General features: G+C 54.5%; 18 protein-coding genes. 6 read left to right on the top strand and 12 right to left on the bottom strand.

Going from position 1 to position 17898, the window contains the following annotated elements:
- Positions 1 to 6: 6 nt before the first annotated feature.
- Positions 7 to 417, top strand: coding sequence for a Cu(I)-responsive transcriptional regulator (gene cueR, locus CJP72_RS00185; protein ID WP_162378896.1), 411 nt, complete (start codon positions 7 to 9; stop codon positions 415 to 417).
- A 409-nt stretch (positions 418 to 826) separates the two neighbouring features.
- Here cueR and CJP72_RS00180 read toward each other — a convergent pair whose 3' ends face one another.
- The 4 genes from CJP72_RS00180 to CJP72_RS00165 are packed head-to-tail and all read right to left on the bottom strand — an operon-like array spanning position 827 to position 5063.
- Positions 827 to 1543: a DUF3142 domain-containing protein gene (locus tag CJP72_RS00180; protein ID WP_162378895.1), complete on the bottom strand. Its 717-nt coding sequence runs from the start codon at positions 1541 to 1543 to the stop codon at positions 827 to 829.
- A complete protein-coding gene (locus CJP72_RS00175) occupies positions 1513 to 3666 on the bottom strand; it encodes a hypothetical protein (protein WP_162378894.1) in 2154 nt (717 codons plus the stop codon). Before CJP72_RS00175 ends, CJP72_RS00180 begins: the two co-directional genes overlap by 31 nt.
- Positions 3667 to 3684: 18 nt before the next feature.
- Complete coding sequence (locus CJP72_RS00170) at positions 3685 to 4149, bottom strand: NfeD family protein (RefSeq protein WP_162378893.1); 465 nt, start codon at positions 4147 to 4149, stop codon at positions 3685 to 3687.
- Positions 4146 to 5063 carry an SPFH domain-containing protein gene (locus CJP72_RS00165; RefSeq protein WP_162378892.1) on the bottom strand — a complete coding sequence of 306 codons (918 nt, stop codon included), beginning with the start codon at positions 5061 to 5063 and terminating at the stop codon, positions 4146 to 4148. Before CJP72_RS00165 ends, CJP72_RS00170 begins: the two co-directional genes overlap by 4 nt.
- Before the next feature lie 149 nt (positions 5064 to 5212).
- On the opposite strand from CJP72_RS00165, the gene fetA reads away from it, so the two are divergent.
- Both fetA and fetB read left to right on the top strand, forming a co-directional pair.
- Positions 5213 to 5890 (top strand): iron efflux ABC transporter ATP-binding subunit FetA, encoded by a 678-nt coding sequence (gene fetA / locus CJP72_RS00160; protein WP_162378891.1) that lies wholly within the window; start codon positions 5213 to 5215, stop codon positions 5888 to 5890.
- The gene (fetB, locus tag CJP72_RS00155) at positions 5877 to 6656 is read left to right on the top strand and encodes an iron efflux ABC transporter permease subunit FetB (RefSeq protein ID WP_162378890.1); all 780 of its coding nucleotides are present in this window, start codon (positions 5877 to 5879) and stop codon (positions 6654 to 6656) included. The genes fetA and fetB overlap by 14 nt, the downstream gene beginning before the upstream one ends.
- 75 nt (positions 6657 to 6731) lie before the next feature.
- On the opposite strand, the gene CJP72_RS00150 is transcribed toward fetB, so the two are convergent.
- From CJP72_RS00150 to tesA, 3 genes are read right to left on the bottom strand one after another with little or no spacing between them, the layout of a single operon-like run.
- The gene (locus tag CJP72_RS00150) at positions 6732 to 7586 is read right to left on the bottom strand and encodes a co-chaperone YbbN (protein ID WP_162378889.1); all 855 of its coding nucleotides are present in this window, start codon (positions 7584 to 7586) and stop codon (positions 6732 to 6734) included.
- Between the two features lie 60 nt (positions 7587 to 7646).
- Positions 7647 to 8417 (bottom strand): SDR family oxidoreductase, encoded by a 771-nt coding sequence (locus tag CJP72_RS00145; protein ID WP_162378888.1) that lies wholly within the window; start codon positions 8415 to 8417, stop codon positions 7647 to 7649.
- 58 nt (positions 8418 to 8475) lie between these two features.
- Positions 8476 to 9072, bottom strand: coding sequence for a multifunctional acyl-CoA thioesterase I/protease I/lysophospholipase L1 (gene tesA / locus CJP72_RS00140; protein ID WP_202882565.1), 597 nt, complete (start codon positions 9070 to 9072; stop codon positions 8476 to 8478).
- On the opposite strand from tesA, the gene ybbA reads away from it, so the two are divergent.
- The 3 genes from ybbA (at position 9040) to CJP72_RS00125 (ending at position 13523) form a co-directional block, all read left to right on the top strand.
- Positions 9040 to 9726, top strand: coding sequence for a putative ABC transporter ATP-binding protein YbbA (ybbA, locus tag CJP72_RS00135; RefSeq protein WP_162378887.1), 687 nt, complete (start codon positions 9040 to 9042; stop codon positions 9724 to 9726). The genes tesA and ybbA overlap by 33 nt on opposite strands.
- Positions 9723 to 12137 carry a putative ABC transporter permease subunit YbbP gene (gene ybbP / locus CJP72_RS00130; protein WP_162378886.1) on the top strand — a complete coding sequence of 805 codons (2415 nt, stop codon included), beginning with the start codon at positions 9723 to 9725 and terminating at the stop codon, positions 12135 to 12137. The genes ybbA and ybbP overlap by 4 nt, the downstream gene beginning before the upstream one ends.
- Before the next feature lie 252 nt (positions 12138 to 12389).
- Entirely contained in the window at positions 12390 to 13523 is a 1134-nt protein-coding gene (locus CJP72_RS00125) for a porin (RefSeq protein ID WP_162378885.1), read from the top strand.
- Between the two features lie 96 nt (positions 13524 to 13619).
- Here CJP72_RS00125 and mnmH read toward each other — a convergent pair whose 3' ends face one another.
- From mnmH to ppiB, 5 genes are all read right to left on the bottom strand, one after another.
- Entirely contained in the window at positions 13620 to 14702 is a 1083-nt protein-coding gene (mnmH, locus tag CJP72_RS00120; RefSeq protein ID WP_162378884.1) for a tRNA 2-selenouridine(34) synthase MnmH, read from the bottom strand.
- 98 nt (positions 14703 to 14800) lie between these two features.
- On the bottom strand, positions 14801 to 15868 hold the full coding sequence (gene purK / locus CJP72_RS00115) for a 5-(carboxyamino)imidazole ribonucleotide synthase (RefSeq protein WP_162378883.1): 1068 nt from the start codon (positions 15866 to 15868) through the stop codon (positions 14801 to 14803).
- Complete coding sequence (gene purE, locus CJP72_RS00110) at positions 15865 to 16374, bottom strand: 5-(carboxyamino)imidazole ribonucleotide mutase (RefSeq protein ID WP_162378882.1); 510 nt, start codon at positions 16372 to 16374, stop codon at positions 15865 to 15867. The genes purK and purE overlap by 4 nt, the downstream gene beginning before the upstream one ends.
- Before the next feature lie 118 nt (positions 16375 to 16492).
- On the bottom strand, positions 16493 to 17215 hold the full coding sequence (gene lpxH / locus CJP72_RS00105) for a UDP-2,3-diacylglucosamine diphosphatase (protein WP_162378881.1): 723 nt from the start codon (positions 17213 to 17215) through the stop codon (positions 16493 to 16495).
- A 2-nt stretch (positions 17216 to 17217) separates the two neighbouring features.
- Entirely contained in the window at positions 17218 to 17712 is a 495-nt protein-coding gene (ppiB, locus tag CJP72_RS00100; protein WP_162378880.1) for a peptidylprolyl isomerase B, read from the bottom strand.
- Between the last annotated feature and the right edge of the window lie 186 nt (positions 17713 to 17898).

Raw genomic sequence — 17898 nt, 5'->3', positions numbered from 1 at the left:
GGAAATGTGAATATTAGCGATGTAGCGAAAAAAACCGGGTTAACCAGCAAAGCGATTCGATTTTATGAAGAGAAAGGGTTGGTGACGCCGCCGCTTCGTAGCGAAAATGGCTATCGCACGTATACCCAGCAACATCTGAACGAATTAACGTTATTACGTCAGGCGCGCCAGGTGGGGTTTAACCTGGAAGAGTGCGGTGAACTGGTGACGTTATTTAACGATCCGGGACGGCACAGCGCCGATGTGAAAAAGCGTACCCTGGAGAAAGTCGCTGAAATTGAGCGGCATATCAGTGAACTGCAAACGATGCGCGGGCAACTGCTGGCGCTGGCGGAAGCCTGTCCTGGCGACGACAGCGCAGAGTGCCCGATTATCGATAACCTTTCTGGCTGCTGCCATCACAAAATTCCGGCTTAACGTTCTAATGCCAGCAGTTGAGCGCTGGCAAACCAAAAATCGATGACTTTGCGCTGTAGAGACAACTTGCTGGTTTTGTGAATGATTCCGTCTTTAAACAGCTAAACAGATATACCTGAAACTCAGGGATCTGAAGCCGCACCCTGAGTCCGGCTGAAAATCGATGAGACGTTGACGGCCTGCCGGGATGCAGGCTCGACCCCTACCCAAAAGGCAGACGGTATAAGGCGAATGTATCGCGAAGCGACGATTTCCCGCCGGGAGCCAGGGTTGCAAGGGAGGCGGCGGTGAGCCTCCCTTGCACGTTCACAGGTAGGGTGATTTCAGAGAAGCAATGTACATAAAGTGAACGTCAACATTCGCTGGTGTGAAAGGTTCTCCCGGGTTTCTTAACTGACAAGCATCCGGCTTAACGTTCAGGTTGTTTGAGCATAAACACCACGGTACCCCGATACCAGGGCGAGGCCTTTAGTTGCGCTTCGTCCTGTGGGGCCCAGGCTCCGTTTTGCACCAGTCCGAGCTTAAAGGGAATGCGCAGTCGCTGTAGCGCCGGCAAATAGTGCGCGTAGTTATCGACCGTATGACGTCCCTGATAGCTTTGCACCACCAGTTCATCCACCGGGAGTGCGTTGAGGGTTTCAATATCCCCCGTTTTCGCCCAGTCCAGCAATCCGGTCACGCCAAGGGCAAACTCCGGCGGTAACTGTTGACGCAACTGACGCAAAAAATGGGCGTAGTCCGCCAGTTGATGGGTGGCGGCGTCAAAATCGACCTGCAAGCCGATGACCTGGTTGCCTGTTTTTTGCCAGCGCTGCATCAGGTGGACAACCCGCGCCGGGATCGCCTCCGGCACGTCAAGCGTCGTAAAGCGCACGGTGAGCCAGATGGTCGGAAACGTCAGGCGACTGACGGGCAACCCCAGACGTTGAAAGACCACCTCGCCCGAGCGTGTCAGTACCTCGCCCTGATGCAGGTAGACCGTTTGCGCATTTTTCAGGTCAGCGCTGGCTTTCACGCCAGACCACAGCCAGAACGCCTGGTGTTCGCGGGCATTGACGGTTTCTGCCGCCTGCGACTGACCTGTCAGCAGCGCAACTACCAGTAATATTTGAGCTTTTGTGCCCACGGGCTACCCGGATACTCTGTTTTCAACTGCGTGAACCAGCCTTTACGCTGGACTTTATCGACCTCTTTGCCACCACACTCGTTTATCCCGGACGGCGAATAGCACATGATAGCCCGGTAAAGGGCGTAGCTTTTATCTTCGGGTTCCGCTTTCGGTGAGGCGATAACCTGCTGGTAGTAGCTCTGGCGATCAAACTGGCCATACGGATGTTTGCGCTCGATGGCAGCCTCCAGCGCACCGTTTCCTTCGTTGTCTTTCCATAAATCAACATGCGTTTGCGTGGTGCGAAAGAACTCGCCCAGACAGTTGAGGGCATGCGCATCGTTGGCTTTTTTGCTCAGGACGCCTACCGTTTCGCTCAGGCCGCGACAGACGTATCCGGCATCCGCCGCGCTGCCATTCCAGTCAAAGACGCTCAGATTCACGTCGTCGAAGTCCTCACCGATGACCGGCGGCGTAATCGCCTGCACAAGTTTGATATCGGTTAACCAGTCGCTAAAACGATTTTCGGTGAGATCACGCACCAGCAGAGTGTGCAGGGCGATAGTGCGTTCTTCATTATTCGTTCCCTGGCTTGCCAACTGGCGCAACAGTTCGCGTGGGGCCTGCGTTTTCAGCACCCGGGAACGGAATCGCAGGTTGGTCACCGGACTTTGCGGGGCAAAAATCGCGTTAATCTGGTTGCTGTAAACCAGCGTCGCGGCAAGTTTTGCCTGGAGATACTGCTGTTGCTCGTTATCCTTGCTGAGTTTCAGCAGTTGTTGCCAGAAATCACGCGCCGCTTGCCACTGTTGCTGTCCCATCAGCGCTTCGCCGTACAGGACTTGCTCGCTGAAGGCGAGAATATCCTGTACCGGGAGCTGCTGAGCGGGGGTGACAGCCTGAAGGACAGCGGCATAGTTGTCGGTCGCCATCCACAGATTAAGTTGCAGGTTGCGCCACAGCGACGCTTTTCCACCTTTCTCAAATGCCGGTTTGCTGCTGTCGAGGTCGGTTTGCGTCAGCGTCGGTTTATTGTCACTTTTCAGACGCAGCGCGCGTAACAATTCGATGTAGCTGACCTGTAGCGCATCAGGGAAGGCTTCCTTGAATGGGGCGTTATAGAAGCGCATGCCGTACACGTTATCGTATTCGGTCACCAGACGACGCAGTGCGGCAGGATCTTTCGCCTGCTGGAATGTCTGTTCATACAATGTCGCCAGTGGCGGCCACGCTTGCTGATACCAGTTGATACGGCGCAGCATGCCCTGTGCCGATTCGGCATACTGTCCTTGCGGCCAGCGTTGCAGATAGCGCTGTGCCGCTTCCTGCGCCTGACTCGCAAACTGCGGATCTATCTTGTTGATATCAAAATCGCCATATTCGCCGGTACTGTGCTGGCTACTTTTGTTCAGCGCCGTACGCATCAGCATGTATTGCGCCGTCTCTTCCAGCCACGGATTTTTGCTGTTCACAAGGGCAGTGAAATCCTGCTCTGCGGATGTGTAGTCCTCGGTGTAGAAATAGGTAGCACCGGTCAGATAGGTTTTGTACAGCAGGGCGGTGGAATCTGCCGGAAGCGTTGAAAGCGCGTCAGTTACCTGCCCTGTGGTGGCGCCACCCCAGACAGCCATGCGCGCCTGCGCCAGTGCGTGACGTTGTTCCGGCGTAAGCGCCGCGTCGTTGATAAGCGCAGCGAAAAACTGACTCACGCCAGTACTGCTATTTGAGACGTAGCGATTTTCCAGCCCGCTGTCGTTTTTGCTCAATCGTTCTATCTCTGCCGGATCAATTTTCAGCGCCGTCGCCTGCTGAGTCAGCGTCGGGTTGTCACTGGATATCGCAGTTGTCGCAGAAGGGGCGCTCACCGCATCCCATTGCGGATGGTACGCAAAATAGTAATCGCGGGAACGGGTGATATCCGCCGGCATCGACTGCACGGGGAGGGCGAACGACTTTGCTTCGCTGAATAACCGCAGCAGGTTGTCGCGGGTATCATTTCCGGGAGTGAGTACGGGGACGCCTTTCAGCAGGCAGTTTTCGCTGCTCCAGGTGCAGTCCTCGATATCGAAAGAGGCGAATGCCTGCGGCGCACCCGCCAGCAGCGTGCAGAGGGCGAGTGTAAGAGGAGTCTTCCTGGCCATAATGTTATTCCCTGATGATTATTGTTCTGATGATATCGATTTGAGTTTCAACGTAATGCCTTCAACAGCGATCACTTCGACATGCGTACCGGCAGTGAGATCCTGATCGGCGCTGACGGGCCAGGAACTGTCGCCAACCCGCATGTGACCCCGCCCGTTGACCAGCGTTGTGTCCAGAATAAACCGACGGCCAACCAGTTGTTGTCCACGTTGATTGAGATGGCTGTCTGACGATTTTTGCTCACTGACGCGCCGCGTCAGCCACTTCCACCAGAACCACGCCGCCAGCAGAGTTAATCCGGCAAACAACGTGCCTTGCCACTCCCAGCTGAAAGGAAATAGCCAGACCGTTAATCCGGTGATCACTGCCGCCACGCCGCTCCACAGCAGATAGCCGTTACCGCCGAGCATCTCAGCGGCCAGCAACAGACCGCCGAGACTGAGCCAGAAAAGATGCGGATATAGCAGAATCATCTCTATCATGGGTTTTTCCGTTCGCTGGCGCTGTCCTTAATCAGTTCGGTGATCCCGCCAATGGCGCCCATCAGACTGCTGGCATCAAGCGGCATCATCACCACTTTACTGTTGTTAGCCGAACCGATTTGTTGCAGCGCTTCGGTGTATTTCTGCGCCACGAAATAGTTGACCGCCTGAATGTTCCCGGAGGCAATCGCGTCAGACACCATTTGCGTGGCGCGGGCTTCCGCCTCGGCGGAACGTTCGCGGGCTTCTGCCTGTAAAAATGCCGACTGACGATCACCTTCCGCTTTCAAAATCTTCGCCTGTTTTTCACCCTCGGCTTTGACGATCTGCGCCTGACGGATGCCTTCAGCCTCCAGAATGTTGGCGCGCTTGGTTCGTTCCGCTTTCATCTGCACATTCATTGCGTCAATTAGTTCTGTCGGTGGGCGTACATCGCGGATTTCAATGCGGGTAATTTTGATCCCCCACGGGTTGGTGGCTTCGTCGACAATGTGCAACAGGCGCGTATTGATGTTGTCGCGCTGGGAGAGCATTTCATCAAGCTCCATGGAGCCCAGCACGGTACGGATGTTGGTCATGGTCAGATTGATGATCGCCAGCTCCAGATTACTGACTTCATAGGCGGCTTTCGGCGCATCAATCACCTGGATAAAACAGACCGCATCAATCGAAACGTTGGCGTTATCTTTCGAGATCACTTCCTGCGATGGAATGTCGAGAACCTGTTCCATCATATTGATTTTTCGGCCAATCCTGTCCATGAATGGCACGACGAGACTCAGGCCCGGTTGCAGCGTTTTGGTATAGCGGCCAAACCGCTCTACGGTCCACTGGAACCCCTGCGGTACGATTTTGACGCCAGCACCGACAATCACCAGTGCGACAAAAATAAGAATCGGGATAAAGATAAGCATCGATAAACCTCCTGTAGTGTTGTCCATGTCAAAAACGATTTTTATTGTCTCCGTGAACTAATTATACCTGATTAATCATAGTGAGTTACCTCCTGGTCATTAGAGGGATACACTACATTTTTGCCAGAAACATGAAAAACGGATGCGTAATGAAAGAAGAAAGCATTTTGCTCCAGCTAAAACGGGTGGGATATCAGGTTGGCGCTACCAACATTCTGAATAACATCAGTTTTACTCTTAGGGCGGGGGAATTTAAACTGATTACCGGCTCTTCAGGATGTGGTAAGAGCACACTGCTAAAAATCGTCGCATCGTTGATTAGTCCGAGCCGTGGCGAGATCTTTTATACCGGGAGTGAGATAACTACGCTGAATCCCGAACACTATCGCCAGCAAGTCTCTTATTGCGCCCAGACGCCCGCGCTGTTTGGCGACACGGTATACGATAATCTGATTTTCCCGTGGCAGATCCGTCATCAACACCCAGATCCTGATACCTTTGCTGACGATCTGGCGCGCGTTGAATTACCGCAAGCGATCCTGACCAAGAGGATTAACGAACTTTCGGGGGGCGAGAAACAGCGGATCGCCTTAATTCGCAATTTACAGTTTCTGCCTAAAGTGTTGCTGCTGGATGAAATTACCAGCGCGTTAGATGAACGCAATAAACGCAATGTGAACGACCTTATCCATCATTATGTCCGCGATAAAAATATCAGCGTGTTATGGGTGACTCACGATAAAGATGAGATAAACCATGCGGATAAAGTGATCACACTCCAGCCTCATGCCGGAGAAATGCAGGAAGCAAGCTATGAACGAGCATAATATTACGAATGAATCTCTGGCCTTCGCGATGATGCTGGTGGTAGTGGCGATCATGATTAGCCACAAAGAGAAACTGGCTCTGGAAAAAGAGATTATCTGGAGTATCTGCCGGGCGGTGATCCAGCTTATTGTTGTGGGTTATGTCTTAAAATACATATTCGGTGTTAATCATGCTGTTTTAACCATTTTGATGGTGTTGTTCATCTGTTTTAATGCGGCGTATAACGCGCAAAAACGCAGTAAATATATCGACAAAGCCTTTATCTCATCGTTTATTGCGATTACGTCCGGCGCGGGGTTAACGCTGGCGGTATTAGTGCTTTCTGGCTCCATTGAATTTGTGCCCATGCAGGTGATCCCCATTTCCGGCATGATTGCAGGGAATGCGATGGTGGCTGTCGGTTTGTGTTACAACAACCTCGGGCAGCGATTTAATAGCGAACAACAGCAGATTCAGGAAAAGCTCAGTCTTGGCGCAACGCCGAAAATGGCCTCTGCCGGACTTATTCGCGACAGCATTCGCGCGTCGCTTATTCCGACGATTGATTCGGCAAAAACCGTGGGCCTGGTCAGTTTACCGGGGATGATGTCAGGACTTATTTTTGCCGGTATCGACCCGGTGAAAGCGATTAAATATCAGATAATGGTGACCTTTATGCTGCTCTCAACCGCCAGCCTGTCGACCATTATCGCCTGCTATTTAACCTACCGGAAGTTTTACAATTCGCGCCACCAATTGGTGGTGGCGCAGTTGAAGAAGTCGTGATGTGTTAGCGGATGGCGGCCAACAGACAGGCATAATCCTGTAGGCCGGATAAGCGATAGCGCCATCCGGCATCAATCAATAAAGCAGAGCGTACAGCTGGCGGCGATACTTTGAGGCCAGTGCGTCACCGGTCCCCAGCGCCGCAAGAATTTCCTGGAACGTTTTACGCGCCTGACCTTCAGCCGCGCCGAGATCTTTCTTCAGATGGCTGAACAACAGTTCCAGCGCTTCTTCATTACGACCCACCTGATGCAGCTGTAACGCCAATTGCGCGGCCAGCGAGGCATCCTGCGGGTTGTCCGCAACTTGCTGCTGTAATTGTTGAATTTCCGGGGTATCTGCCGCTTGTTTCAGCAGTTCAATTTGTGCGACCAGCCCTTGAAAACGGGTATCCTGATCCTGCAATGGAATGGTTTTCAATACCGCTTCGGCCTCTTCGGTGCGGCGAAGGGCAATTTGCGTTTCCGCCAGCAGCAGGCCGATCTCGCTGTTCTGGCTGGAGAGCTGCCAGGCATCTTTGAGCAGTGGCAGCGCCTCGGCGTAGTTGCCTTCCTGCATCAGTTGCATCGCCTGCTGCGCTTTCAGTTCTTCTTCACGTGGCAGAACTTTGTCGAGCAGCTCGCGGATAACCTCTTCTGGCTGCGGCCCCTGGAAACCATCCACCGGTTGACCGTTCTGGAACAGATAAACGGTTGGGATAGCGCGCAAACCAAACTGGGAGGCGATCATCTGTTCCGCGTCACAGTCCAGTTTCGCCAGAATAAACTGACCGTTATATTGTGCGGCCAGGCTTTCCAGCACAGGCGTCAGTTGTAAGCAGTGCTGGCTACGCTCAGACCAGAAATAGAACAGGACCGGGGTGGTCATCGACTGTTCAAGGGTCTGCTGCAAATTGGATTCGTTAATGTTAACAATATTCTGTACGGACATGGAGTCGCTCTCTTTTGTCTATATTTCTTTTTACATGGGGGCGCGGACGTATGCTTCAACTCACCCCTGCAAAATTTTGTCCATTATGCGCCCTGGCAGCAGGCGTTTAAGTAGCATGACGGCCCACGTCACCATCGTGACGGGATAGCGTAATTTCGGTTTATCGCTTTCAAACGCGTGGCGTACTTTGGCGACAACGGCCTCTGGCCCTAGCGTAAAACGTGCGGCGATACCGGGGTTTTCTACCGGTTGGTCATTTTGTGTCTGGTTCACATTTTCTGTGAATCGGGTGCGGATGGGGCCGGGTTCGATCAGACTGACTTTGATGCCGGTGTGGCGCAGTTCCATCCGCAGCGCGTCTGACCAGGCTTCCAGCGCATATTTGCTGGCCGCGTAGGCGCCGCGACCTGGCGAGGAAATGAGTCCCATCACCGACGACGTCATGACAATACGACCTTCACGGTGTGGCAACATTGCGGGTAGCAGACGCATGGTGAGCTGATGCGCGCCAAAGAAATTGGCGGAAAACTGCTGTTCCATCTGCTCGCGGCTGATGGTTGAGAGCGGGCCATAAACACCGTACCCGGCATTATTGAAGATCCCATACAAACAATTATCGGTCAGGGCGATCACTTCTCTGGCGGCACTGTCCACACTTTCGGGGGAATCCAGATCCAGCAGAACACCGGTGAAGCCCATACTGTTCATGCGAGCGACGTCATTGGGTTTGCGGCAGCCCGCCAGAATTTGGAACCCCTGGCGCTTGAGTTCAAGGGCGCTTTCCAGGCCGATTCCGCTGGAACATCCTGTTATTAAGACCGATTTTTGCATAACTTTACCTGTCAGGATCTCCGATGATTTACGAGTCGTGGTTAACTAATGGCGTCAATTATTTCGCCATCCAGTCGGCGATAAACGGTTGAGCGTCGCGATTGGGATGAATACCGTCGTCCTGCATCCATTGGGGTTTCAGATAAACCTCTTCCATAAAAAAGGGCAGGAGTGGAATATCGAACTCTGTGGCGAGTCTGGGATAGATGGCGCTAAAGGTTTCATTATACCGACGACCGTAGTTTGCGGGCAGACGTATTTGCATCAGAAGGGGTTTGGCATTGGCGGCTTTAACGTCTTGCAAGATTTTACGCAGCGTTTGCTCCGTTTGCTGAGGCTGAAACCCGCGTAAACCGTCATTGCCGCCCAGTTCTACCAGCACCCAACGGGGTTGGTGTTGTTGAAGTAACCCGGGCAGGCGCGCCAGCGCTTGTTGTGAGGTATCACCACTGATACTGGCGTTGACCACCGTTGTTTTGGTCTGCCATTTATCATGCAGGAGCGCCGGCCAGGCGGCATTGGCCGACATGCGGTATCCGGCGCTCAGGCTGTCGCCCAGAATCAGTAACGTATCTGCGGCGGCGGCGCGGAAGGTTAACAGAATCAGGAACAGGAAGGGCAGATGCCAGCGGAAAACATTGTTGAAGTTCATCATCTTAAGAAGTCCGTCGGTCAGGGTGAGCATGAGCTTTCCATCCTTACCGGAGTTGAACTGGTTGTCAAACGCGGCGATACCCTCGCGCTGATTGGTGAGTCGGGGTCGGGGAAATCCACCTTACTGGCGATCCTCGCCGGTCTGGATGACGGCAGCAGCGGTGAAGTGAGTCTGGTGGGAAAACCGTTGCACACGATGGACGAAGAAGCGCGGGCGCAACTGCGCGCCCAGCATGTCGGCTTTGTGTTTCAGTCTTTTATGTTGATCCCCACGCTGAATGCGCTGGAAAACGTTGAACTGCCCGCGTTGTTGCGCGGTGAGAACAGCAGCCAAAGCCGCACGGGGGCGAAAGCGCTACTCGAACAGTTAGGATTGGGAAAACGGCTGGACCACCTCCCGGCGCAACTTTCCGGCGGTGAACAACAACGCGTGGCGCTGGCGCGGGCCTTCAATGGGCGTCCGGACGTGCTGTTTGCCGACGAGCCAACAGGCAATCTCGACAGGCATACCGGCGATAAGATTGCCGATTTACTCTTCTCCCTCAACCGCGAACACGGCACGACACTGATTCTGGTGACGCATGACCCACAGTTGGCGGCGCGCTGTGACCGCCGTCTGCGGCTGGTCAATGGGCAGTTACAGGAGGAGGCATGATTGCACGCTGGTTCTGGCGCGAATGGCGCTCCCCGTCATTGCTGATTGTCTGGCTGGCGCTGAGCCTGGCGGTGGCGTGCGTGCTGGCGCTTGGCAAGGTCAGCGATCGCATGGAAAAGGGGCTCAGCCAGCAAAGTCGCGAATTTATGGCGGGAGACAGGGCGCTGCGCAGCGCTCGCGAGGTGCCGCAGGCGTGGATTGATCACGCGCGTAAACTCGGGCTGAAGGTGGGGGAACAACTGACGTTCGCCACCATGACTTTCGCTGGCGATACGCCGCAACTGGCGAATGTCAAAGCCGTAGACAGTGTCTATCCGATGTACGGCGAACTGCAAACCGACCCGCCAGGGCTAAAACCACAACCCGGTTTTGTGCTGCTGGCTCCGCGTCTGATGGCGCTACTCAATCTGAAAATCGGCGATACCCTTGAGGTTGGCGACGCAACGCTGCGCATTGCCGGGGAGGTGGTTCAGGAGCCGGACTCTGGTTTTAACCCTTTCCAGATGGCGCCGCGCCTGATGATGAATATCGCCGATGTTGAAAAAACGGCGGCGGTACAGCCGGGGAGCCGCGTCACATGGCGCTATAAATTTGGCGGCACGGCGCAACAGCTCAACAGCTATGAAAAATGGCTGTTGCCACAACTTAAACCCGAGCATCGGTGGTACGGACTGGAGCAGGACGAAGGGGCGCTGGGCAAATCGCTGGAGCGTTCGCAACAATTTCTCCTGCTTTCGGCGCTGTTAACGCTGTTGCTGGCGGTGGCCGCGGTTGCCGTCGCGATGAACCATTACTGCCGTAGCCGCTACGATCTGGTTGCCATCCTCAAAACGCTGGGGGCCGGTCACGCGCAATTACGTAAGCTGATCATCGGCCAGTGGTTAATGGTACTGGCGCTTTCTGCCATCACGGGCGGCGGTGTGGGGCTGCTGTTTGAAAGTGTGCTGATGGTGTTGCTCAAACCGGTTTTGCCTGCCCAGTTGCCTCCCGCCAGCCCCTGGCCGTGGCTGTGGGCGCTGGGGACGATGACGGTGATTTCTCTGCTGGTCGGGCTGCGTCCGTACCGACTGTTATTAGCGACACAGCCGCTGCGGGTGTTACGCCGTGACGTTGTGGCGAATGTCTGGCCGTTGAAGGTCTATCTTCCGGTTGTGAGCCTGGTCGTCGTCGCTCTGCTTGCCGGGTTAATGGGCGGCAGTATGCTGCTGTGGGCGGTTCTGGCGGGCGCGGTGGTGTTGGCGCTGTTGTGCGGCGTATTAGGCTGGATGCTGCTGAATGTCCTGCGTGGCCTGACATTAACCTCGCTGCCGTTACGGTTAGCGGTGAGTCGACTGCTGCGTCAGCCCTGGTCTACGCTGAGCCAGCTTTCCGCGTTTTCGCTCTCCTTTATGCTACTGGCGCTATTGCTGGTGCTACGCGGCGATTTACTTGATCGCTGGCAGCAACAAATGCCGCCGGAAAGTCCGAATTACTTTCTCATCAACATTGCGACGGAACAGGTAACGCCGCTGAAAGCGTTCCTCTCGGAGCATCAGGTGATCCCTGAAGCGTTCTACCCCATCGTGCGGGCGCGACTGACGGCCATTAACGAAAAGCCCACGGAGGGGAATCAGGATGAAGCGCTTAACCGGGAACTGAATCTGACCTGGCAGGATATCCGGCCAAACCATAATCCGATTGTTGCCGGAAACTGGCCGCCAAGGGTTGGAGAAGTGTCGATCGAAGAGGGGCTGGCGAAACGCCTGAATATCAGGCTGGGGGATTCCGTAACCTTTATGGGCGACACCCAGGAATTCAGCGCGAAGGTCACCAGTCTTCGCCAGGTGGACTGGGAAAGTCTGCGCCCCAATTTCTTCTTTATTTTCCCCTCTGGCGCGCTGGATGGGCAACCACAAAGCTGGCTCACCAGTTTTCGCTGGGAGAACGGCAATGGCATGCTGACGCAGCTGAACCGCGAGTTTCCCACCATCAGCCTGCTGGATATTGGCGCGATCCTGAAACAGGTGGCTCAGGTACTGGATCAGGTCAGTCGGGCGCTGGAGGTGATGGTGGTGCTGGTGACCGCCTGCGGCATGCTGTTGTTACTGGCGCAGGTGCAGGTGGGTATGCGCCAGCGTCATCAGGAGCTGGTCGTCTGGCGAACGCTGGGCGCGGGGAAAAAACTGCTGCGTACCACGTTGTGGTGCGAGTTTGCCATGCTGGGATTGGTTTCCGGGCTGGTCGCGGCCATTGGCGCGGAAACGGCGCTGGCCGTGTTGCAAACCCGCGTTTTTGACTTCCCGTGGGAGCCTGACTGGCGACTGTGGATTGTGCTGCCATTTTGTGGCGCACTGTTACTCTCCGTTTGCGGCGGATGGCTAGGCGTGCGTCTTTTAAAAGGTAAAGCGCTGTTCCGTCAGTTCAGTAATTAATTCATATTAGTAATGATTACGCGCCGGGTTTTATACTGGCGCGTACTCATTATGTGGCACGAATTGATAACCCCTTGATATTTAGTAGCACAAATCATTAAAAACCCGCCAACACAGCAGTATCAATAAAAGTTAATATTTGCATACTGAATAATTAGCAGGCTATCTCCGTCAGAACTCATGTCGGCTGGCGACGCGTGTGCGTCTGTCCGTCGCGTGAATTTTGCAGGGGAAATCTATCAAGGAAAAATAATGATTATAAAAACAACAGCGCTGGCGGCATCGATCGGCGCAGCAGTGGCATTGACGTCTTTCGCCTCGCAGGCGGAAATCACGGTTCTGAAACAGGATCCTCAGGCGGGTAATCCTCTGAGCCGTCTCAACTTCACCGTCGGCGGGAGTATTCGTCCGCAGTTCCAGAATATGGCTGGCGATGACGGTGCGAATGGGTATAAACGTAATGGGTTTGATGGCGGTACCCGTTTTCGTTTTGCGGCCGATTACTACCTGTTTGATGACATTAGCTGGGTCAGCTACTACGAGCTGGGCGTGAACTTCCCGGCGATGTTCAACTGGGACAACCACTATGCGGAGGGCGCCCACGACACGACCCGCCGTATGCTGTACACCGGTCTGAAAAGTGATACCTGGGGTACGCTGACCTTCGGTCAACAGAACAGTATTTACTATGATGTGGTCGGGGCGAAAACCGATATCTGGGACTACGACATGATAGGTCAGGCGCCGGGTAACGGGATTAACGGCGACTACGATGGTTCGTACCGTACCCGTAAATCTCTGAAATATAAGAAAGCGGTGGGGGATGTTGATCTCTACGCCTCTTATCTGTTCAGCGACGACTACAACCCGAACAATGGCCTGAAATACAAACGTAAAGGCGGTGGCTCTCTGGGGGCGGATTATCACATCACTGACGATCTGACCTGGGGTACGGCGTGGAACTACACCCGCGCGGAAATGCGTGGCGATGGCAGCAAAACCTACGACCAGAACATCGTCGGTACGGCATTAAGCTGGACGCCTGACAACTGGACGTTTTCCATGGGCGGCGGCTGGTATCAGAACTTTATGACCACTAAAAAAGTGTCTGTGAATGATTACTTTGCTGGTGATGCGTGGGGTCTGGAATACTTTGCGGGGTATAAATTCCCAATTGGTCAGTATGCGGTGAAATCCATCCAGCCTTACTTTATGGGCGATCGTATTGAATACGTGAATGGGCGTGATTATCTGCGTACCGACAACGGCGTGGGGGTAAGCTTTCAACTGGATTATGGTTTCCGTGTTGATTACGAACACGTCTTCACTTCCAGCACCGACGACCTGGGTGACATGAACCTGGTACGTCTGCGTTACGACTTCTAAGTCTGATATTGTGCCCGGTGGCGCTACGCTTACCGGGCCTACAACGCTGATGTGAACCGTGTGCCGGATAGGGCAACTGCCGCCATCCGGTATTTTTTAGCGGCTCAGCCACCGGGCAACGTCATCAAACGTGCCGCGATACACGATTTTCTCTGCTTTCTTTTCGAGCTGATAGCGATACATCGGGTCGTAATACTCTTCCAGTAGCGGAACAAGCCAACTGAAATGCGCCTCGGTGCTGCCGTTGCTCTGCTGTTCAGCCAGAGCGCTATCGAGCGTTGCAGTCAGTTCTTTAAATCGTTGCAGTCCCAGCCGACGCTGAATGGCTGACAGTCCGTGGTGCAGGTATTCGCTGTACTCCTGCCAGCCGCGCTCTTCGCCGTACGCGTGAGTAAAGTCATGGTGCATACGAACGAAATACTCTTCACGCAGGCGCTCAAGGCGTAACTCAAACGGGTCATCCACGACCGCAATAGTGGCCTGCGCCATCCGCTCGCGTAAACATTCCGGCAAATGGTTCGAGCCAATCATCCGGCCCTCATCCTCCAGCACCCATAAACGCGGCGTCTGGCGCGCATCGACCTTGAGTAACTCGCAAGCCAGCAGGTTTTCAAAGCTGGCCTGGCTGAGTTGCGGTTGCAGCGTGCGGCCAAACGAGGAGCCGCGATGGTGCGCCAGCCCCTCTAAATCGATACCGTTGGGCTGTTGTTGGACCAGTTGCGTTTTACCGCTGCCGGTACAGCCGCCAATTAAAATGATCGGTTTTTGCACCAGTTCTTCAGTGAAGCGGATTGCTGACTGGCGTAACGCTTTATAGCCACCGCTGACCAGCGGATAGTCAATGCCTGACTCGCGCAGCCACTGCTGGACAATGTGCGAGCGTTGACCGCCGCGCGCGCAGCAGAGATAGCCTGTAGGCCGCTGTTGACACGCTTCTCGCCAGCCTTCCAGCCGCTGTTGGCGAAGCTCGCCGGAAACCAGTTGATGACCCAGTTTGAGTGCGGCCTCGGGTCCCTGACGTTTGTAGCAGGTGCCTACGACGGCGCGCTCTTCATCATTCATCAAAGGCAGGTTAATGGCGGCGGGCATGGCGCCCTGCGTGAATTCTATTGGTGCGCGTACATCGATTAAAGGCGTATCGGCGGTGAGGATCGCGCGATAATCCGTTCCATCGTTCATGAGAGATCCTGATAACACAAAACAGCAATGGGCAGGATTTTACGCGCTGAGAGAGGGGCCGGGAAAGGAGAAGTTCTATTTCCCGGCATTTTTCTGGGTTATTTAAGCTTACTTTGCGCCCAAATGATGCCGCTGGCGTAGTCTGGTGGCAGTAAGGGTACCAGGGCCTCCAGCGTGGCGTTAAGGCGCGCGGTGTCGCTGTCGGTCAGGTTCAGGTGCCCCAACTTACGTCCTGGCCGCACCTCTTTGTCATACCAGTGCAGATGCACTAATGGCAGTTTCAGCCAGTTATAATTCAGCGCAGTGCCAATCAAATTCACCATTACCGATGGGCTGTTTACCACCGGCGTGGGTAATGGCAGGCCCGTAATCGCGCGCAGGTGCAGCTCGAACTGACTGATGCTGGCGCCGTTTTGCGTCCAGTGCCCGCTGTTATGCACGCGTGGGGCCAGCTCGTTGATCAGCAGTCCTTCTGAGGTGATAAAACACTCCATCGCCATCACGCCGACATAACCCAATTCCTGCATGATGGCGCAAAGCATGGCTTCCGCTTGTTCTTGCAGTCGGGGGTTGGCCTGCGGGAACGCCACGCTGGTGCGCAGAATTCCGTCCTGATGCAGGTTGTGCGTCAGCGGATAAAACACGGTGCTGCCGTCGTGCCCGCGTGCGCCCACTAATGAGACTTCCCCGGAGAAGCTAATGCCCTGTTCGACAATACACTCGCCGTAGCAGTCATCCGGCAGTTGGTCGGTTTCACCATTGCGTAAGCGCCATTGCCCGCGACCGTCATAACCGCCGACGCGGCGTTTGACTATCGCCAGCTCGCCCAGACGGTCAAAAACGAGCGGCCATTCGTGGCTCCCGGACAGCAATTGCCACGGCGCGGTGGCAAGAGCGAGTTTGTCAAAAAGCTGCTTTTGTGTGAGGCGGTCGGCGATGATGGGGAACACATCTCGGTTGACAAAGGCCGGATGGCGCGCCAGTTCGCGGGTCAGCGCGGTTTCTGGCCAGCGCTCAATTTCTGCGGTAATCACGCTTTGCTGAAAAGGAACGGCGGCAGGTTCGGCGTCCAGTCCCACTGGCCAGACGGCGATGCCTAATGGTTCACCGGCCTGGCGCAGCATTCGTCCTAATTGACCATTGCCCAGCACGCAGACCTGCTTCATGCCGCACCCCGCGGATCTGGATTCTCCAGCACGTCATCCGTTTGTGCTTTACGCCAGTCACTCAGACGCTGATGCAGTGCGTTGTCATGGGTCGCCAGAATTTGTGCCGCCAGCAGTGCGGCGTTCGCCGCGCCCGCTTTACCAATGGCCAGCGTACCGACCGGAATGCCGCGTGGCATCTGAACGATAGAGTAGAGGCTGTCAACGCCGCTCAGCGCCGCGCTCTGTACCGGAACGCCCAGTACAGGCACCAGCGTCTTCGCGGCAATCATGCCCGGCAAATGTGCGGCACCGCCAGCACCGGCAATAATCACCTGATAACCGTTCTCTTCGGCGCACTCGGCGAAGCTGAACAATTTGTCGGGGGTGCGGTGAGCGGAAATCACTTCAACATGGTGTGGAACGTTCAGGATTTCAAAAATTTCGGCGGCAAACTGCATGGTAGCCCAGTCGCTTTTGGACCCCATCACGATGGCGACACGCGCCGGATTATTGCGGGAAGACATGCGTCTGAAAACTCCTGTGGTGCGGGACACACTGCTTTTGAGGCCACAGAGAATAGCATGATAATCCGGCAAGGAAAACGGTTGCGCGGTTAAAGTTGCGGCGAATGGCGGTGAGAATTTAAAACGGGAAGGCGATCAGTTCAACGTTGTCCGGCGTGACTTTTACCATTGAGCCTTCATGGTGCCAGGCGCCTAAAACAACACGAAAAGCGGGGTGTCCGTTGATGGTGAGTTCATGTACTGCCGGACGATGGGTATGGCCGTGAATCAGCCATTGCACAGGCTGTTTCTCCATTTCAGCGATCACTGCCTGGGGGTTAACATCCATAATGTCCAGCGATTTACTGCTGTTGGCGGATTTACTGCCCGCCCGCATTTTGGCGGCAATGCGTTTACGCACAAACAGCGGCAGGGCAAGGAACAGTGTTTGCAGCCAGGGTTTATGCACTTTGGCGCGAAACGCCTGGTAACCGGCATCGTCGGTACACAAGGTGTCGCCATGCATGATCAACACGCGTCGGCCATACAGATCAAGGACCTTTTCCTGCGGTAGCAGGGTCATGCCGCTTTCACGGGCAAAACGGTGACCGAGCAGAAAGTCGCGGTTGCCGTGAATGAAAAAACAGGGCACGCCGGAATCAACCACCGCGTTAATGGCCGCGGCTATCTCGCGGTGAAGGGGGTTGGGATCGTCGTCGCCTATCCAGGCTTCGAAAAGATCGCCCAAAATGTACAGAGCGTCGGCCTGACGCGCTTCACCGGCTAAAAAACGCAGAAAACCGGCGGTGATCGCCGGTTCTTCTGTGCAGAGATGAAGATCTGCAATAAACAGTGTCGCCACGATTACTCGCTGACGGTCACGTTTTCGATGATGACGTCTTCTTTTGGTACGTCCTGATGCATACCGCTGCGACCGGTGGAGACCGCTTTGATTTTGTCTACAACGTCCATGCCTTCAACGACTTCAGCGAATACACAGTAGCCCCAGCCCTGCATGCTTTCAGCAGAGAAGTTCAGGAAGTCGTTGTCGACAACGTTGATGAAGAACTGGGCAGTCGCGGAATGCGGAGCCTGAGTACGCGCCATTGCCAGCGTACCACGGGTGTTTTTCAGACCGTTGTTGGCTTCGTTTTTGATAGCTTCTTTAGTGTCTTTTTGTTTCATGCCCGGTTCAAAACCGCCGCCCTGAATCATAAAACCGTTAATGACACGGTGGAAAATGGTGTTGTTGTAAAAACCTTCGCGGCAGTAGTCCAGGAAGTTTTTAACTGTTTCAGGCGCTTTGTCATCAAAGGTTTTGATTACGATATCGCCGTGATTAGTGTGGAAAGTAACCATTTTTGCATCCTGTTCCGAGATAGTGGTGCTTCGACCCAACGCTGGGTCACAGATAGTGGGGTGTTATAGCATAACCGTAAGACGGGATCATCTTGCAATGTGTGCTGATTCCAGTCTGAATTATGGGTGATGCTGCCAACTTACTGATTTAGTGTATGATGGTGTTTTTGAGGTGCTCCAGTGGCT

Source organism: Citrobacter sp. NCU1, from assembly GCF_010231475.1.
Taxonomy (GTDB): domain Bacteria; phylum Pseudomonadota; class Gammaproteobacteria; order Enterobacterales; family Enterobacteriaceae; genus Citrobacter_D.
This window is presented reverse-complemented; position numbering and strand designations above follow the sequence as displayed.

What these genes read in the sequence shown, in the direction of transcription:
- CJP72_RS00165 (WP_162378892.1), bottom strand. Translation starts at nt 5,063, where the DNA reads ATGCTTATCTTTATCCCGATTCTTATTTTTGTCGCACTGGTGATTGTC.
- CJP72_RS00145 (WP_162378888.1), bottom strand. Translation starts at nt 8,417, where the DNA reads ATGCAAAAATCGGTCTTAATAACAGGATGTTCCAGCGGAATCGGCCTG.
- ybbP (WP_162378886.1), top strand. Translation starts at nt 9,723, where the DNA reads ATGATTGCACGCTGGTTCTGGCGCGAATGGCGCTCCCCGTCATTGCTG.
- ppiB (WP_162378880.1), bottom strand. Translation starts at nt 17,712, where the DNA reads ATGGTTACTTTCCACACTAATCACGGCGATATCGTAATCAAAACCTTT.
- CJP72_RS00150 (WP_162378889.1), bottom strand. Translation starts at nt 7,586, where the DNA reads ATGTCCGTACAGAATATTGTTAACATTAACGAATCCAATTTGCAGCAG.
- CJP72_RS00175 (WP_162378894.1), bottom strand. Translation starts at nt 3,666, where the DNA reads ATGGCCAGGAAGACTCCTCTTACACTCGCCCTCTGCACGCTGCTGGCG.
- tesA (WP_202882565.1), bottom strand. Translation starts at nt 9,072, where the DNA reads ATGATGAACTTCAACAATGTTTTCCGCTGGCATCTGCCCTTCCTGTTC.
- fetB (WP_162378890.1), top strand. Translation starts at nt 5,877, where the DNA reads ATGAACGAGCATAATATTACGAATGAATCTCTGGCCTTCGCGATGATG.
- purE (WP_162378882.1), bottom strand. Translation starts at nt 16,374, where the DNA reads ATGTCTTCCCGCAATAATCCGGCGCGTGTCGCCATCGTGATGGGGTCC.
- purK (WP_162378883.1), bottom strand. Translation starts at nt 15,868, where the DNA reads ATGAAGCAGGTCTGCGTGCTGGGCAATGGTCAATTAGGACGAATGCTG.
- mnmH (WP_162378884.1), bottom strand. Translation starts at nt 14,702, where the DNA reads ATGAACGATGGAACGGATTATCGCGCGATCCTCACCGCCGATACGCCT.
- ybbA (WP_162378887.1), top strand. Translation starts at nt 9,040, where the DNA reads ATGCCAGCGGAAAACATTGTTGAAGTTCATCATCTTAAGAAGTCCGTC.
- CJP72_RS00125 (WP_162378885.1), top strand. Translation starts at nt 12,390, where the DNA reads ATGATTATAAAAACAACAGCGCTGGCGGCATCGATCGGCGCAGCAGTG.
- fetA (WP_162378891.1), top strand. Translation starts at nt 5,213, where the DNA reads ATGAAAGAAGAAAGCATTTTGCTCCAGCTAAAACGGGTGGGATATCAG.
- CJP72_RS00170 (WP_162378893.1), bottom strand. Translation starts at nt 4,149, where the DNA reads ATGATAGAGATGATTCTGCTATATCCGCATCTTTTCTGGCTCAGTCTC.